Source organism: Pseudomonas poae (genome assembly GCF_001439785.1).
Taxonomy (GTDB): Bacteria; Pseudomonadota; Gammaproteobacteria; order Pseudomonadales; family Pseudomonadaceae; genus Aquipseudomonas; species Aquipseudomonas poae.
In genome coordinates, this window is the sequence record NZ_JYLI01000023.1 from 1 (window position 1) to 16,645 (window position 16,645).

The window sequence follows — 16,645 nt, forward strand, 5'->3', positions numbered from 1 at the left end:
TGGTCGATCAGCTCTTGGGGAATGGATGGAAGGTCTCGCGGGGCCTCACGGGCCGGTTTCTTTTTGGTCGGCATACATGCACCTCTATCAACATGTTATGCCCGAACACAAAATTTATGACAGTCCCGGCGATATCCAACATCATTGCGGCAGCCACTCATTACAACAAACGGGATACATTCATCAAAAATCTCTACGCTTCGATGGTCCCTCCACTCAGTGCCGACGAAATAGCCAGGTTGCGCGTGACAGACCCCGCCAAAGCCGCACGAGAACAAAGAAGAGCGGTCAATACGGTCAAGTTCCGTCAACAGTTGGAGGACTATCAGGGCATACTCGGTTCACAGTTCCATCTCGGCATGGAGTCCCGGCAAGTGACTCACACCGCAATCATTTCAGAGCTGGCCAGTGCTCAGACCTCAAAAACATTGTTAATCAATGGCCCTGACCACGGCATCACAGCCGGCGTTGTCGTATCCGGTCAGCACAAGGAATGGTTTTATTTCGATCCCAATTTTGGATTGGCGCTCTTTGCCGATGAAGCCGCGATGCGCAAGGGATTGGACAGCTTCTTGAACAGCGGCCGCACGAAGAGCTTGCTGAACCACTTTGGCCCGTCCACGAGTGCGCCTCAATACAAAATATCGGCTTTTGAACCCGGTCATCTCAACGCGGCGGTCAAATCGGTGCCCGGCAAGGTTGACGATTTGTTCATAAACGAGCTGTAAGTCGCTCAACAGGCGCAACGGATAGCGGCTTCAAGCCGTTGCGCTGTTCCGGCAGCAACTCAAATCCCCCCACGCCCCCCTGCGCGCTCGCTTAAAGGCTGCGCGCCTGGCGCGACATTTCCCCTCATTCCCTTCACAATGCCGCGCCAACGGAACTTGCAGAGATTGAAGCGACTCATTAGAAAGCAGCCCTTCAACCGCTAAAGACCTGCCCTCTCAATCCTCGGGAACCTTCATTATGTCCGCTACCCCCTCCACCATCCTTGTAGTAGAAGACGACAACATCGTGCGCATGCTGATCGTCGATGTACTCGAAGAGTTGGAGTTCACTGTGCTGGAGGCCGCTGACGCCGAGCAGGCACTGGCATTCGTGAAGAATAGCCAAGAGGTCATCAGCCTGATGATGACCGACGTCGGCCTGCCGGACATGGACGGCAAGCAACTGGCAAACAAAGTACGTGAATTGCGCCCTCAATTGCCTATCCTGTTTGCCAGTGGCTACGCCGACAACATCGATGTGCCCGATGGTATGCAGGTCATTGCCAAGCCATTCTCGATTGACCAACTGCGCGACAAGGTCAAGTCAATGCTGCCCGCTGCCTGATACCTGCCCCCACTTGCCTATCCCCACTTGCTCAGTTCAGCGTCCTGCAGGGATTAACGTGACGTTTGCCCAATAAAACGGGAAACTCGTCGCCTTCATCTCCCGTCAGTCAAAAGAACTTTGGAAGGACGCAACAACATGATCGGAAAACCCGCGCGCCTGGTGCTGGCGAGCCTCTCCCTCCTCATGAGTACCGGCGCATGGGCGGACTTCACGGCGACGCCGGCCCAAGCACGAGCGATCGCCAAGGAAGCCTACCTGTACGGTTTTCCGGTGGTGCAGATGTACAGGACGCTCTACACCCAGGCGGTCGACAAAGGCGGTGTCAACTACAAGGCACCGTTCAACCAGATCGGCAATACCACGCAGGTCCTGACGCCCAAGGACACCGTGTTCCCCAGCCCCAACGCGGACACGCCCTACTCCTTCGTGTGGATGGACCTGCGCAGAGAGCCCCTGGTGTTGACCCTGCCGAAAATCGAAGACGACCGCTATTACTCGGTGCAGTTGATCGACCTGTATACCCAGAATATCGCCTACCTGGGCACCCGCAGCACGGGCAACAACGGCGGTCACTACATGATCGCAGGGCCCGACTGGAAAGGTCAGCAGCCGGTGGACGTCGACCGGGTGGTCTACAGCGAGAGCAATATTGCCTACGCCCTGTACCGCACGCAGCTGTTTGATGAGAAGGACCTGAACAAGGTCAGGCAGATCCAGGACGGCTACAAGGTGCAGCCGCTGAGCGGCTATGTGAAACAGGCCGCACCGCCCAAGGTGGCGAAGATCGAATGGCCCAAGCCGATGGCGACCATGACCGAGGGCCCGCAACTGTTTCGTTACCTGAACTTCATGCTGGCCTTTGCCGCGCCCCAGGACAGTGAAAAGGAGCTGCTCGCGCGCTTTGCCACAATCGGCATTGCCCCGGGCGCGCCGTTCAAGGTTAAACAATTGACGGCAGAGCAACGCAAGGCGCTGGAAGACGGCATCGCCGACGCCAAGGCCGAATTCGCTGCATTGAAGAAAGACCGGATCGACACCCGTCAGGTCACCAGCGCAGACCTTTACGGCAGCCGCGACCACCTGCAGAACAATTACCTGTACCGCTACGCCGGTGCCGAAACGGGCATGTTCGGCAACTCAAGTGATGAAGCGGCCTACTTCAAATACCTCGTCGACAGCGAAGGGAAACCGGCCAATGGTGCACGCCACAGCTACACCGTGCATTTTGCCAAGGATCAATTGCCGCCGGCCGATGCGTTCTGGTCGCTGACGATGTATGACGCCAGGACCCGCTTGCTGGTGCCCAACCACAAGAAGCGCTACCTGATCAATTCCCGCATGCTGCCCGCCCTCAAGCGCGACGCCGACGGTGGCCTGACCTTGGCGCTGCAGCACCACGAGCCGCCCAAGGCCGAGCAGAGCAACTGGCTGCCGGCGCCCCCTGGCCCGTTCTATGCCGTGCTGCGGGTGTATCTGCCCAAGCCCGAGGTGGGTAATGGGCAATGGAAACTGCCACCGTTGACGCCGTTGAAGTAACGATTGAGCGCGTGCGCGCCGGGCCAATCAAGCTGAAGGGCGAAGGCGCGCCATGCTCAATGTGTCAACGAATACACCGTCACGCAGGGCATAGTCGCGCAAGCGCCCTTCCACCTCGAAGCCGAACTTGCGGTACAGGCAATGCGCGGCTTCGTTGTCGGCGTACACCGTCAATTCCACCCGGTGCAGGTTCATCCAGTTGTCGGCCACGTCCAGGGCGGCCGCGAGCAGGCGGGAGCCCACCCCTTTGCCCTGCCAGGCGGTGGCTACGCCCATACCCAATGAGCCGACATGGCTCTGGCGCACCCGCAGGTACTGCTCCAGGCCAAGTTGGCCGACCACTTCGCCGCCGTGCAGCGCAACCAATTGGAGTCGGCGCTCGTTATCCAGCACCAGGCGTTTGCGCCAGGCTTCGACTGACTGAAAGGGCATCTGCAGCACCTGCCTGCACACGGCAGGCTCGTTATAAAGCGCGGTGACGCCTTCCAGATGGACCTCGGTAAAGCGCTGGATCACGATGGGGGTCTCAGGCGCATGCATGTGTTCATCCTTTGAAAGGCATAGTGGCCATCCAGTGTAGAGGCGACGGCGACGTAAAAGAAAGCAACGTGCTTTCCCGGAGACCGCCAGTAAAAAGCGTCGTACTTTCCTACATTCACGGCCAGGCCGGCCTTGTAATACTCCCGGCCATCCAACCACAGGCCAGGTCTTCAAACAGTGAACAAGCAACGAGCAGTATTGTGCAGCCTTCTTATCATGGCGCTATTGGCGAGCGGGGCCTGCTCCACCAGAAAACAGGCAGAACCTATTCGATGGCTCCCCAACTGTGACGGACGGCCTATCAGCGGTCTGGACCCGGAAGTCGTTGCCAGAACACAGTGCGGGATTGTCCGCGTGCCGTTGAATCACTTGAAGCCCTCGCTCGGCACCCTCGACCTGGATATCACCCGGGTGACTGCGCGCCAGCCCGGCAAGCGAGAAGGCGCGATATTCACCAATCCGGGCGGACCCGGCGCTGAAGCCGATGGCTTTGCGGTGCTGCTGGCTTCCATCTGGAAAAACTATGGCGACAGGACCGGAGGCGAGGCGTATCGGCATCTGATAGACACCTATGACGTCATCGGTCTGACGCCGCGAGGACTGGGCAGCACGAAGGATTCTCAACTGGTGTGCCAGTCCGATGAACTGATCGTCGCGCAGAACGACATCACCGAGGACCGCAGCCCTGCCAACCTCATGGCCCTGCAACACAACGCCGCCGTGCTGGCCCGTGGTTGCGCCAGTCAGCGCCTGGCGCCCTACATCAATACCGACCAAACCGCACGCGACATGGAGTTCGTGCGTGGTTTACTCAAGGAGAAAAAACTCAATTACGTTGGAAACTCCTACGGCACCTGGCTGGGTGCCTGGTATGCAGGACTGTTCCCGGAGCACGTTGGCCGCATGGTGCTTGACTCGAACACGGACTGGACATCGACTTTTCAGGAAGCCTCACTCATCCAGGCGCCAGAGAAGGAAAGAATCTTCGAGCGTTTTGTCGCGCAGCCAGCCGCCAGTCGTCCACATGTCTATCAGCTGGGTAGCGACCCCAAAGCAGTGCGCGACATATTCCTGGGCCTGGTCCCCGAGGTTCGGGTAGCCCTGCGGTCCGACAACGAGCTTTACAGCTCTGCGACCTATTTAATGGCAGCACGCCTGCTCAGCCAATGGTTGCGTGAAACGCCCGACGAGAACGACGCCGCATTGCTGTCCAGGGCGCGCGCTTATCGATTCAGTCCCGACGCAGGGGTGGATCAGTCGGCTAAAAGCGCGTTCATGCACGTGCTCACGCTCATCCGTAACCCTGAACCCTGGAATGGCTTGGTACCCGGTCCGCTGAAGCTGACGCCGGCAGATTCCGTACGCAGCACCGTTCTATGCAATGACACGCCGGCGGCGGGCCAGGCATTCTGGACTGACAGGGAAAACCGGTATGCCACTCACTATCCGGTGGGTGGCAGCTTTTTTCAGGTTGCGCACTGCGCTGGGTGGAGCGCTCGACCCTTAACCGGCGTACCGCTGAAAAAGCTGAAACAAGTGGACAGCATTCTGATGGTCCAGGCCGAGTTCGACGACCAGACACCCGCAGCGGGCGCGTTAAAAGCCTTCAAAAGCCTGCCCAACACTCACATGACGTTGCTCAAGGGCGGTTATCAGCATGGTGTGTCTTTTTCTGATAGCAGCGCCTGCGTCAATCAGAGCGTCGGTGATTACCTGGCATATGGTCGTAAACCAGAGCGCTATCGGATCTGCTTCGTCACCGATTGAACCGAGGCCCCCAGCCGCCACACCCGCGCAATATCCGATGCGCGCTCACGCAAAAGGCGTGGCGCCTCGCTGCAGGCCTGCTCCAAAGTCATGGGCCCTGAAGGCAAGGCAAAGGCAGCGTGAACGCCATGGGCATACATCTGCTCATAGCCTTCACCCAGCGTGCCGGCGATCACAACCACCGGCACGCTGTGCCGTTGGGCGATGCGTGCCACGCCAAACGGTGTTTTACCGCGCAGGGTCTGGGCGTCAAAGCGACCCTCTCCGGTGATGACCAGATCGGCGCCGCGAACGGCCGCGTCCAGGCCGACCAGTTCGGCGACCACGTCCACACCCGCCCGAAACTGTGCGCCCAGGAATGCCTTGGCGGCAAAGCCCAGGCCGCCGGCGGCGCCGCTGCCGGGCTCGTCGCGCACATCCGTAGCCAGCACGCTGGCGCAGTGGTCGGCGAAATGCCCGAGCGCGGTATCAAGTTGCTCCACCTGCCGGGGATTGGCGCCTTTCTGCGGGCCGAAAATTGCCGAGGCGCCATGGGGACCGCACAGTGGGTTATTCACGTCGGCGGCGATTTCAAAGCGCACCTGCGCCAAACGCGGGTCGATGCCTTCGAGGCTGATGCGCGCCAGGTTCGTCAACGCCAGGCCACCCGGCGCCAACACCTGGCCGGCGGCATCGAACAGTTGCACGCCGAGGGCCTGCATCGCCCCGGCACCGCCATCATTGGTCGCACTGCCACCGATGGCCAGGATGATGCGTCGGGCGCCGAGATCCAGGGCCGCGCGGATCAGTTCACCCGTACCGTAAGTGCTGCTGGAACAGGCATCGCGTTGTCCCGGCGCGACCAGTTGCAGGCCGCTGGCCTCGGCCATTTCGATGATCGCCGTGTGGCTGTCGGCCAACCAGCCCCAACGTGCTTGAACCGTAACGCCCAATGGCCCTCGAACCGGCTGGCGGCGCAACTCGCCGTTGCACGCCGCCAGCACGGCATCGACCGTCCCTTCACCGCCGTCCGCCATCGGGCATTGCACCAGCTCGGCAGTTGGCCAGACCTGCGCCAGCCCGTCGGCGATGGCCTGAGCCACACCGGCGGCACTCAGGCTGTCCTTGAACGAGTCAGGGGCGATGATGATTTTCATGGGCGTTCTCCTTTTTTATGACGTCCATGCTGCCAGTTGCCACCTTCGATGACGCCTGTCCGATGCACAAGTACGGCGCGGGTTTGTTGTTCATTGTGACAATGGCTGGGGCAACAGCTGCACGCCCAGATACAGCGCGAGCATGCCGTCCAGGGTCAGCGGGTCGACGCCGCTGAGCTCGGCGATACGCTCCATGCGGTAGCGCAGGCTGTTGCGGTGGATGCCCAGGGCATCGGCACAGGCCTGGCTCTGACCATCGTGCTCGCACCAACTGCGCAGTGTCACCAGCAGTTGGCCGTTGGTGTCCCTGGCCATCACCTGGCGCAGCGGGGTGAGCAGTTCATTCAGAGCGTCTTCGTGGCGATGGCGCCAGAGCATTACCGGCAGGCGGCAGCGGTTGAGGGTCAGCACGCGCGATTGCGGCAACACATCGCGGCCGTAGGCGAGCAAGTCGCCGACGCGGCGGTAGCAACGGCGCAATGCGCTCAGTCCCTCGGCCTGCCCGCCAATGGCCACGCGCAGGACGCTCCAGCCCAGGCCGTCGAGTTTTTCCAGCAGCCGTGGATTGTCCACCGGCACCGTGGCGGGCCGGCACCACAGCAGAGACGATGGCGCCGAACTCACGCACCAGCTGTCCGGATAGCGTGAGGCCAGCCAAGCGCTCAGGTCCTGTGCAGATTGCCCAGGCCCCAGCTCAAACAGGTACGGCGTGCGCGCCATTTGCGGCTTGAGCCCCAAGCGTTGCGCTTCATCCACCAGGCGCGGCGAGTCGCCGTTGTCGGCCAACAGCAGCGCCAGCAGGTCATCGCAACGCTGGCGCCGCCATTGCTGTTCGGTTTGCTGATGGCGGTGGCTCACCAGCATTTCGGCGGTCATGCGCACCAGTTCGGCGTAGGTGCGCAATTCTTGCGGCTCGCCGGTGATGCCGAGCACGCCGATCAGACGCTGATCATGCAGCAGTGGCAGGTTGATGCCCGGTTGCACCCCTTTGAGGTGTTTGGCGGTCTGGCTGTCAATCTCGACCACGCGCCCATTGGCCAGCACCAGTTGCGCGCCTTCGTGACGGGTGTTGATGCGTCCCGGCTCGCCACTGCCAAGGATCAGGCCCTGGCTGTCCATGACATTGACGTTATTGGGCAGGATCGCCATGGTGCGATTGACGATATCCTGCGCCAGGTCATGATCAAGCTCGAACATGGGGCGGTTTTCCTTGAAAGCGAGGTTGTTCATCGGCACAGCGCAACGCATGACCGACTGTGCGCGGGCACAAAGACAATGGGCTGCCGGTTGGCCGAGACTCGTTGGGCGATCAACGTTACCTGTGCATCGCAAAAAATCATAATAAAGAGAGACCGCCATGTCCCAGAGCGCCGCTGCAACACCGGCCACCGATGACGCAAAAAACGCCATCTACAAGCGCATCACCTTGCGCCTGATCCCCTTTATCTTCATCTGCTACCTGTTCAACTACCTCGACCGGGTCAACGTCGGCTTTGCCAAGTTGCAGATGCTCGACGCGCTGAAGTTCAGTGAAACCGTGTACGGCCTGGGGGCCGGGATCTTCTTTATCGGCTACGTGCTGTGCGGCGTGCCGAGCAACCTGGCGCTGACCCGCTTCGGCCCGCGGCGATGGATCGCCCTGATGATGATCGTGTGGGGCACGTTGTCGACCTGCCTGCTGTTCGTCACCACGCCCACGCATTTCTACACCCTGCGCCTGTTTACCGGCGCCGCCGAAGCGGGCTTCTTTCCAGGCGTGGTGCTGTACCTTTCGCAGTGGTTCCCGACCTTTCGCCGGGGACGCATCATGGCCTTGTTCATGTCGGCGATCCCCGTGTCCGGCCTGCTTGGCAGCCCGTTTTCCGGGTGGATCCTCAACCATTTCGCCGCAGGCCAGGGCGGCCTGGCCGGCTGGCAGTGGATGTTCCTGTTGCAAGGCATTCCCACCGTGATCCTCGGCGCCCTCGCCTACTTCCTGCTCAGCGACAGCTTCGCTCATGCGAAGTGGCTCAAGCCCCACGAGCGTGCGGTGCTGGAGGCCGACCAGGCCACGGACCTGGCGAACAAGCCTAAGACCAGCACCGATTCGCTCGCTGAAGTGTTCAAGAACCCGGCCATCTGGGCGTTCGGCCTGATCTACTTCTGCATCCAGAGCGGTGTTTACGCGATCAACTTCTGGCTGCCGTCGATCATCAAAAACCTGGGGTTCACTGACAATCTGGTGATTGGCTGGCTCAGCGCAATTCCGTACCTGCTGGCGGCGGTGTTCATGCTGCTGGTGGGTCGCTCTGCCGACCTGCGCAAGGAGCGGCGCTGGCACCTGGTGGTGCCGATGCTGATGGGCGCCGTTGGCCTGGTGATCGCAGTGAATTTCGCGACCACGCCGGCAATTGCCATCCTCGGCCTGACCATCGCCACCATGGGCGCCCTCACCGGCCTGCCGATGTTCTGGCCGGTGCCTACCGCCCTGCTCAGCGCGGGAGCTGCGGCAGGTGGATTGGCGTTGATCAACTCCATGGGACAAATGGCCGGCTTTCTCAGCCCCTACATTGTGGGTTTTGTGAAGGACACCACAGGGTCTACGGATATGGCGTTGTACCTGCTGGCGGCGGTGATTGTGGCCGGTAGTGTGCTGGCGTTGCGGATGACCCGCAGCCTGAAGGACTGAGGCGCGCCAAACGATCAATACGGTGATCGGGCCGGGAGCCGTCAAAAAACGCCCCAAAATAGCGCGACGCTGCTTCGCTAAAACCACCATAATCTGCGCTTGGAATTGGATTAAACGGTTTGCGCGAGGGCAGCGTGTCTAAAGGTGTTGTGTTATCCGTCTCGGCTTCGGTGTTGTTTGCCGTCATGTACTACTTCACGTCGTTGCTGACGCCGTTGAGCGGCCTGGAAATTTTCGGCTGGCGCATGCTGCTGACCATGCCGTGCATGACCGTGTTCATGCTCGTTACCGGCGAATGGCGGCGTGCCTGGGCGTTGCTGCGCAGGCTCGCGGCCGAGCCGAAGTTGATCCTCGGGGCGATGCTGTCCTCGACCTTTCTGGGCTTGCAGTTGTGGCTGTTCATGTGGGCGCCGCTCAACGGGCGCAGCCTGGACGTGTCGGTGGGCTACTTCCTGCTGCCGCTGACCATGGTGCTCACCGGGCGCCTGGTGTGGGGCGAGCAGTTGTCTTATCTGCAGAAAGTCGCAGTATTCTTCGCCGGTCTCGGGGTGCTCAACGAGGTGCTCCAGGCCGGAGGCTTCTCCTGGGCGACGCTGGTGGTGATCATCGGCTACCCGCTGTATTTCATCATTCGCAAGTACCTCAAGACTGACCACCTGGGCGGGCTGTGGCTGGACATGGCGCTGATGCTGCCGGTCGCCTGGTGGTTCGTGCAGAGCGGCGAACAGGGATTTGCGGTGATGGAGACTCACCCGAAACTTTATGCGCTGATCCCGATACTCGGCCTGATCAGTGCCTCGGCGCTGGTGAGCTACATCATTGCCAGTCGACTGCTGGCGTTCAGCCTGTTCGGGCTGCTCAGCTACGTTGAGCCGGTATTGTTGCTGCTAGTGGCACTGCTGCTTGGCGAGGGCATCAAACCGGGCGAATGGCTGACTTACATCCCAATCTGGATCGCGGTGATGGTGCTGGTGTTCGAAGGCTTCAAGCATCTGGTGCGCCAGCGCCGGCCCTGAATGGCAGGTAATAAAAAGCCCGGCCGAAGCCGGGCTTTTTATTGGTCAGTCGGCGGTCAGCACACCGCGACGCACCTGGTCGCGCTCGATCGACTCGAACAGCGCCTTGAAGTTGCCTTCGCCAAACCCATCGTCGCCCTTGCGCTGGATGAATTCGAAGAACACCGGCCCCATCAGGGTTTCCGAGAAAATCTGCAGCAGCAGGCGCTTGTCACCTTCGATCGATGAACCGTCCAGCAGGATACCCCGCGCTTGCAACTGATCGACCGGCTCACCGTGGCTGGGCAGGCGGCCTTCGAGCATTTCATAGTAGGTGTCCGGTGGCGCAGTCATGAAGCGCATGCCGATTCGCTTCAATGCGTCCCAGGTCTGGATCAGGTCGTCGGTGAGGAACGCGACGTGCTGGATGCCCTCGCCATTGAACTGCATCAGGAACTCTTCGATCTGCCCTGCGCCCTTGGACGATTCCTCGTTGAGCGGGATGCGGATCATGCCGTCCGGCGCGCTCATGGCCTTGGACGTCAGGCCGGTGTACTCACCCTTGATATCGAAGTAGCGCGCCTCACGGAAGTTGAACAGCTTCTCGTAGAAGTTCGCCCAGTAGGCCATGCGGCCGCGATACACGTTGTGCGTGAGGTGGTCGATGACCTTCAGGCCCGCACCAACCGGGTTGCGTTCCACGCCGTCGAGGTACACGAAGTCGATGTCGTAGATCGAACTGCCCTCGCCGAAGCGGTCGATCAGGTACAGCGGCGCGCCGCCGATACCCTTGATGGCCGGGAGGTTGAGTTCCATGGGCCCGGTCTGGATATGAATCGGCTGGGCGCCCAGTTCCAGCGCGCGGGTGTAGGCCTTTTGCGAGTCCTTGACGCGAAACGCCATGCCGCACACCGACGGGCCGTGCTCGGCCGCAAAATAAGAGGCCAGGCTGTCGGGTTCGTTGTTGAGGATCAGGTTGATCTCGCCCTGGCGGAACAGGTGCACGTCCTTGGAGCGGTGGGTGGCAACCTTGGTGAAGCCCATGATCTCGAAGATCGGCTCCAGGGTGCCCGGGGTGGGTGATGCGAACTCGATAAATTCAAAGCCCATCAGGCCCATCGGGTTTTCGTAGTGGTCTGCCATGGTCGGCGCCTCATCATGCAAATGGTTGACGGTTGGTCAGTTGCGAGCAGGGATGAGGGTTGAGGGCGGCGCGCAGGAAAGGCCTCGCACGCTGCGGGCAAGGAAGTCACCAAAGATGAGGGGGGAACCGAGTAGCTTCATGGTGTCATCAGTCTCTGACGGCAGAGGCTTGCGTGAGCGCAAGTCCATATTCTTGTATGCGTAAATCGATTCTACACAGCGTAACCCTGTTTGTCCGCAGTGTTATCAGATCGCCAATGCACTGCCCGGCGCAAGGTGTTTGTGAAGAAAATCGAGCGTGCGTTGATCTGCTGCATTGCAAGCATATTTAAGCCCGGGCATCTATCATCGCTGTATTCGCGCCGGCCACCGGCCCGCCCACTCGCCTGACAGGCCGCCCATGCCCTTAACCATCAAAGGCCCCCGCAAGCCCCTGGCCCGCCATTCGATCAGCGTTTTCTGCGCGCTGGTGCCCATCGCGCTGGGTGTGGCCATTCTGCACTGGCAAGCCGAGCGCACCCTGGACCACAACACGTTGCAAGCCGCCCAGGAAGCCGTGCGTCAAGTCGATCTGATGCTCGACCACACCGCACTCGCCACCCAGGCTCTGTTGCCGCTGGCCGGCCAACCCTGCGACCAGGCCGCGCAGTTGGCGCTGCGTGAACAGGTGACACGGGGGCCGTTTGTGCGGGCGACGACCTTGTCCTGGCAGAGAAACATGTACTGCACGTCGCTGTTCGGCAGCGATCATGTGTCGCATATCAATCCGGCGGACTACGTGGGCGGACATCTGCTGTTGATGAAGGGCAACCCGGTGACTCCCGACACGGCCTTATTGGTGTACCGCCAGGTCGACGGTGACCGGGGCGCCTTTGCCTCAATCGATGGCTATCACCTGACCAACACGCTGCGCCTGCTCAGCCGTCACGCGCAACTGGTGCTGCAAGTGGGCGTCAATTGGCTGGGGAACGACGGCAAAGTACACGACACTGCAGTTCCGACGTTTGCCGTGGCCCATCATCACCTCGCTTCCGAACGCTATCAGTTCAACGTCGACGCCGGTATGCCGGCGGGTGAAGTCTGGCGCTACATGCAGGCGCGCTACCCCGCCTTGTTCAGCCTGGTGCTGTTCTTTGGCGTACTGGCGGGCCTGCTCGCACATGGTCTGCAAAAACGCGTGTCGCCGCCCACCCATGAACTGCGGCGCGCCCTGGGCGCCAATGAGTTTCTTGCGTATTTCCAGCCGGTGGTACGCGGCGATACCTGCGAATGGGCTGGCTGCGAAGTGCTGATGCGCTGGCAGCACCCCAAGGAAGGCTTGGTGCGGCCCGACCTGTTTATCCCACTGGCCGAGGATTGCGGCCTGATCGTACCGATGACCCGTGCCCTGCTGCGCCAGACTGCCGAACAATTGGCACCGCACGCTGGGCTTCTCAAACCCGGCTTTCACATTGCGGTGAACATCACCGCCCGGCATTGCCGGAGTCTGGAACTGGTGGAGGATTGCCGGGCGTTTCTCGCCGCCTTTCCCCCAGGCCACGTCACGCTGGTGCTGGAGCTCACCGAGCGTGAGTTGATCGAACCCACCGACATCACCCGTCGACTATTCAACGCACTGCATGAGCTGGGGGTGATGATTGCCATAGACGACTTTGGCACCGGGCATTCCAGCCTGGGTTACTTGCGCAACTTCCATGTTGACTACTTGAAGATCGATCAGAGTTTCGTCGCCATGATCGGCGTCGATGCGCTCTCCCGCCATATCCTCGACAGCATTATCGAACTGTCCGCAAAGCTCGACCTGGCGATCGTTGCCGAAGGCGTGGAAACGGTCGAACAATGCGAATACCTGGCCGCACACGGCGTGGATTTCCTGCAGGGTTACCTGTTCGGACGGCCGTTACCCGGCCCCGAATTCATTAAATCCCTGGTTCGCCATTGAATAGCCAGCGACTAGCAATGTGAAATAGTAGAGTTCAGACAAAAGACTTGATTTACTCAAGACGGATTAACTACTACAATTTTTCCTGCCTGTGCAGCACCCGCAGACGCCATTTTACTTAAGTCGTTTTAACGCTTTTGGCTTATAGCTTTGTCTGCAGTTGATGTCAGCCACTTACACTATTGGAGTAAAGATCTTGTCCAGACTCGCCGAATTTCGCGCAGCAGAAAAAGCCCTTCAAGAGCAGCTCGCCCAGCTGGAATCCCTGAAGAACGACGCCGGCCTGAAGAAAGAAATCGAATTCGAAGAAAAACTTCAGGCACTCATGAAGCACTACGGCAAAGGCCTGCGCGACATTATCTCCATCCTTGATCCTAACCCGGGCAAGGCCGGCGCTGCAGTCGCCGCCGCTCCCAAGCAGCGCCGTGCACGCGTGGTCAAGGTGTACCACAACCCGCACACCGGCGAACTGATCGAAACCAAGGGCGGCAACCATCGCGGCCTTAAGGCCTGGAAAGAACAGTATGGCGCTGCCACTGTAGACTCCTGGTTGCGCGGCTGATCGTGCTGCACTAATAAAAAGCCCCGCTTATGCGGGGCTTTTTATTGAAGGGTTCGAAATCGAACTTAAATATTATTTCATTTTGTTCAAAATCGATAAGTACCCCACACTTAAAGTTTGAGCGTGTCGCGCACTGAACTGACTTCACCCTTGCTTGCTTCATAAGCCTCGGCCTGCCCCGCGAATGAAAATACGTAGGCTTTATCGGCATCGACGGCACCGACTAATGTTTGTGAGAGTACATGCCTGCCATTCTCGGTAATCACGCAGGTGGATTCCAGCGCATCGAGACGACTTAATGTGCTGGCGTGAATTTTGGTGCACACACTTTGATAACCACCCTGCGCGAAATCCTTCTGGATGGATTTGCGCATCTCCAGCAACACGCCTTGCAGATTGACTTTATGCCCCGCCTCGATGGGCGTGGCGGTCAGCTCCATGACCATCAAGGTCGCACCATTTTCGTCGTTCTTGATTGCCCGTTGGCGCGACACGCTTGCGGCGACCGAGGGCGCCTGGGCATCAGGCGCCACGGCCTCTACCTGCCAGCCACTGGGCCAGTGAACTTGCGGGTCAGCCGCCCATGCCAGCGGGCTGGCCAACAATAAACACAAAGCACTCAACAGCGGTTTACGTGACTGGATCATTGCAAAAACGCCCAAGGTTCAAGCATTAAAGTTTGAGCCCCCACACCCGCGACTCGCAAGGGCTGCGTGACCTTTTCTTTTGGCGCTACCGGCGGGCCTTGCGTATCATGACCGCGCAGCACGGATGCTTGCCGCAAGCCAAGGGACCGCTTTGCCCCATTTTTTCTGGAGGGCCCATGAGCCTGCACGAACTGAACACCTTGCCGGGCGTCACCGCCCAACCTGACACCGCTACTTCGAACTTCGTGTTCAACCACACCATGCTGCGGGTCAAGGACATCACTCGGTCGCTGGACTTCTATACGCGCGTGATGGGATTTTCCCTGGTAGAAAAACGCGATTTCGCGGAAGCCGAATTCAGCCTCTATTTCCTCGCCCTTGTCGATAAAGCGCAGATTCCAGCGGACGCGGCCGCGCGTACCCAGTGGATGAAGTCGATTCCGGGCATTCTGGAACTGACCCACAACCACGGCACTGAAAACGACGCGAATTTTGCTTACCACAACGGCAATACCGACCCTCGCGGTTTTGGCCATATCTGCATCTCGGTGCCGGATATCGTGGCTGCCTGCGAACGTTTCGAAGCCCTGGGCTGCGACTTTCAAAAGCGTCTGACGGATGGTCGCATGAAGAGCCTGGCCTTTATCAAGGACCCGGACGGGTACTGGGTCGAGATCATTCAGCCCGCACCGCTGTAACGAAAAAACCCCATGATCGCTCATGGGGTTTTTCATTTACGGACCCTGTATCAAGCCGGAGCCGAAGAGCGGATCAAGTGATCGAAAGCACTCAGGGAGGCCTTCGCGCCCTCGCCCACCGCAATCACGATCTGCTTGTACGGCACGGTCGTCACGTCGCCTGCAGCGAACACACCAGGCAGTGACGTTTCGCCACGGGCGTCGACGATGATCTCACCGCGCGGTGTCAGCTCCACAGTGCCTTTGAGCCAGTCAGTATTAGGCAGCAAGCCGATCTGCACAAAGATGCCTTCCAGGTCGAGGGTGTTGAACTCGCCACTGTCGCGATCCTTGTACACCAGGCCAGTGACTTTCTGACCGTCACCTTTGACTTCGCTGGTCAACGCACTGGTGATCACGTCCACGTTCGGCAGGCTGTGCAACTTGCGCTGCAACACGGCGTCAGCGCGCAGTTTGCTGTCAAACTCGAGCAAAGTGACGTGGCTGACAATCCCGGCCAGGTCGATGGCCGCTTCCACGCCGGAGTTACCGCCGCCGATCACCGCCACGCGCTTGCCCTTGAACAGCGGACCGTCGCAGTGGGGGCAGAAGCACACACCCTTGGCCTTGTATTGCTGCTCGCCCGGCACACCCATTTCACGCCAGCGGGCACCAGTGGCGAGAATCACGGTTTTGGATTTGAGGGTCGCACCGCTTTCGAAGCGAATTTCGTGCAGGTCGCCGGCATTTTTTGCCGGGATCAGGCTGCTGGCGCGCTGCAGATTCATGATGTCAACGTCGTACTGACGCACATGGGCTTCCAGGGCACTGACCAGCTTCGGCCCTTCGGTTTCCTGCACCGAGATGAAGTTCTCGATGGACATGGTGTCCAGCACCTGGCCGCCAAAACGCTCGGCAGCCACACCGGTACGAATGCCTTTGCGGGCAGCGTAGATGGCGGCCGAAGAACCGGCCGGGCCACCGCCAACCACTAGGACATCAAAGGCGTCCTTGGCGCTGATTTTTTCGGCGGCTTTTTCGATGCCGCTGGTGTCGAGTTTGGCGAGGATTTCTTCCAGACCCATGCGGCCCTGGCCGAAGTTCACGCCGTTCAAGTAGACGCTGGGCACTGCCATGACCTGGCGCTCATCGACTTCTGCCTGGAACAGCGCGCCGTCGATGGCGACGTGACGGATGTTCGGGTTGAGCACCGCCATCAGGTTCAGCGCCTGGACCACATCCGGGCAGTTCTGGCAGGACAGCGAGAAGTAAGTCTCGAAGCTGAACTCGCCTTTAAGGGCGCGAATCTGTTCAATCACTTCGACACTGGCTTTGGAGGGGTGACCGCCGACTTGCAGCAGGGCCAGCACCAACGAAGTAAATTCATGGCCCATGGGGATGCCGGCAAAACGCAGGCTGATGTCGGCACCCGGGCGGTTGATGGAGAACGACGGCTTGCGCGCATCATTGCCATCGGTGTTCAGGGTGATCAGCGTGGTGAGACTGGTCACGTCCTGCAAAAGGGCAAGCATTTCCTGGGATTTCGCGCCGTCATCGAGGGAGGCGACGATCTCAATCGGCTGGGTGACCCGTTCCAGGTATGACTTCAACTGAGCTTTAAGAGTGGCGTCCAACATGAGGGCGATTTCCTTTAATTCTGGGTATAAAAAAACGCCCGAGCGAATCTCGCCCGGGCG

The 16,645-nt window shown here is 59.9% G+C and carries 14 protein-coding genes and 1 pseudogene; 9 read left to right on the top strand and 6 right to left on the bottom strand.

What is annotated here, in order from left to right:
• The 3 genes and pseudogenes from TU75_RS22180 to TU75_RS22190 form a co-directional block, all read left to right on the top strand.
• Window positions 1-728: pseudogene (locus tag TU75_RS22180) on the top strand (hypothetical protein); the annotation flags it as partial.
• Between the two features lie 238 nt (window positions 729-966).
• Window positions 967-1,332 carry a response regulator gene (locus TU75_RS22185; RefSeq protein ID WP_003230721.1) on the top strand — a complete coding sequence of 122 codons (366 nt, stop codon included), beginning with the start codon at window positions 967-969 and terminating at the stop codon, window positions 1,330-1,332.
• Window positions 1,333-1,470: 138 nt separating this feature from the next.
• The gene (locus tag TU75_RS22190) at window positions 1,471-2,871 is read left to right on the top strand and encodes a DUF1254 domain-containing protein (RefSeq protein ID WP_060550125.1); all 1,401 of its coding nucleotides are present in this window, start codon (window positions 1,471-1,473) and stop codon (window positions 2,869-2,871) included.
• 27 nt (window positions 2,872-2,898) lie between these two features.
• Here the strand turns inward: TU75_RS22190 and TU75_RS22195 are convergent, their stop codons facing one another.
• Entirely contained in the window at window positions 2,899-3,411 is a 513-nt protein-coding gene (locus TU75_RS22195; RefSeq protein ID WP_003230724.1) for a GNAT family N-acetyltransferase, read from the bottom strand.
• 354 nt (window positions 3,412-3,765) lie between these two features.
• Here TU75_RS22195 and TU75_RS22200 point away from each other — a divergent pair, with 354 nt between their 5' ends.
• Window positions 3,766-5,178 carry an alpha/beta fold hydrolase gene (locus tag TU75_RS22200; RefSeq protein WP_060550126.1) on the top strand — a complete coding sequence of 471 codons (1,413 nt, stop codon included), beginning with the start codon at window positions 3,766-3,768 and terminating at the stop codon, window positions 5,176-5,178.
• Here TU75_RS22200 and TU75_RS22205 read toward each other — a convergent pair.
• Together TU75_RS22205 and TU75_RS22210 are read right to left on the bottom strand one after the other, a co-directional pair.
• Window positions 5,151-6,314: a glycerate kinase gene (locus tag TU75_RS22205; RefSeq protein WP_060550127.1), complete on the bottom strand. Its 1,164-nt coding sequence runs from the start codon at window positions 6,312-6,314 to the stop codon at window positions 5,151-5,153. The two genes, TU75_RS22200 and TU75_RS22205, sit on opposite strands and share 28 nt — an antisense overlap.
• A 90-nt stretch (window positions 6,315-6,404) precedes the next feature.
• On the bottom strand, window positions 6,405-7,511 hold the full coding sequence (locus TU75_RS22210; RefSeq protein WP_060550223.1) for a sugar diacid recognition domain-containing protein: 1,107 nt from the start codon (window positions 7,509-7,511) through the stop codon (window positions 6,405-6,407).
• Between the two features lie 160 nt (window positions 7,512-7,671).
• Between TU75_RS22210 and TU75_RS22215 the strand changes: the two genes are divergently transcribed.
• Both TU75_RS22215 and rarD read left to right on the top strand, forming a co-directional pair.
• Window positions 7,672-8,982: an MFS transporter gene (locus TU75_RS22215; protein WP_060550128.1), complete on the top strand. Its 1,311-nt coding sequence runs from the start codon at window positions 7,672-7,674 to the stop codon at window positions 8,980-8,982.
• Window positions 8,983-9,116: 134 nt separating this feature from the next.
• Window positions 9,117-9,998, top strand: a complete 882-nt coding sequence (gene rarD / locus TU75_RS22220; protein WP_015372050.1) for an EamA family transporter RarD — start codon at window positions 9,117-9,119, stop codon at window positions 9,996-9,998.
• A gap of 45 nt (window positions 9,999-10,043) precedes the next feature.
• Here the strand turns inward: rarD and hppD are convergent, their stop codons facing one another.
• Window positions 10,044-11,120 carry a 4-hydroxyphenylpyruvate dioxygenase gene (gene hppD, locus TU75_RS22225; RefSeq protein WP_060550129.1) on the bottom strand — a complete coding sequence of 359 codons (1,077 nt, stop codon included), beginning with the start codon at window positions 11,118-11,120 and terminating at the stop codon, window positions 10,044-10,046.
• A gap of 400 nt (window positions 11,121-11,520) precedes the next feature.
• Between hppD and TU75_RS22230 the strand changes: the two genes are divergently transcribed.
• Entirely contained in the window at window positions 11,521-13,062 is a 1,542-nt protein-coding gene (locus tag TU75_RS22230) for an EAL domain-containing protein (RefSeq protein WP_060550130.1), read from the top strand.
• 196 nt (window positions 13,063-13,258) lie between these two features.
• A complete protein-coding gene (locus tag TU75_RS22235; protein ID WP_003230735.1) occupies window positions 13,259-13,624 on the top strand; it encodes a histone-like nucleoid-structuring protein, MvaT/MvaU family in 366 nt (121 codons plus the stop codon).
• A 110-nt stretch (window positions 13,625-13,734) separates the two neighbouring features.
• On the opposite strand, the gene TU75_RS22240 is transcribed toward TU75_RS22235, so the two are convergent.
• Complete coding sequence (locus tag TU75_RS22240; protein WP_060550131.1) at window positions 13,735-14,271, bottom strand: DUF4946 domain-containing protein; 537 nt, start codon at window positions 14,269-14,271, stop codon at window positions 13,735-13,737.
• 176 nt (window positions 14,272-14,447) lie between these two features.
• Here TU75_RS22240 and gloA point away from each other — a divergent pair, with 176 nt between their 5' ends.
• On the top strand, window positions 14,448-14,969 hold the full coding sequence (gene gloA, locus TU75_RS22245) for a lactoylglutathione lyase (protein ID WP_003230738.1): 522 nt from the start codon (window positions 14,448-14,450) through the stop codon (window positions 14,967-14,969).
• 50 nt (window positions 14,970-15,019) lie between these two features.
• Here the strand turns inward: gloA and ahpF are convergent, their stop codons facing one another.
• The gene (gene ahpF, locus TU75_RS22250; protein ID WP_003230739.1) at window positions 15,020-16,585 is read right to left on the bottom strand and encodes an alkyl hydroperoxide reductase subunit F; all 1,566 of its coding nucleotides are present in this window, start codon (window positions 16,583-16,585) and stop codon (window positions 15,020-15,022) included.
• Window positions 16,586-16,645: the final 60 nt, after the last annotated feature.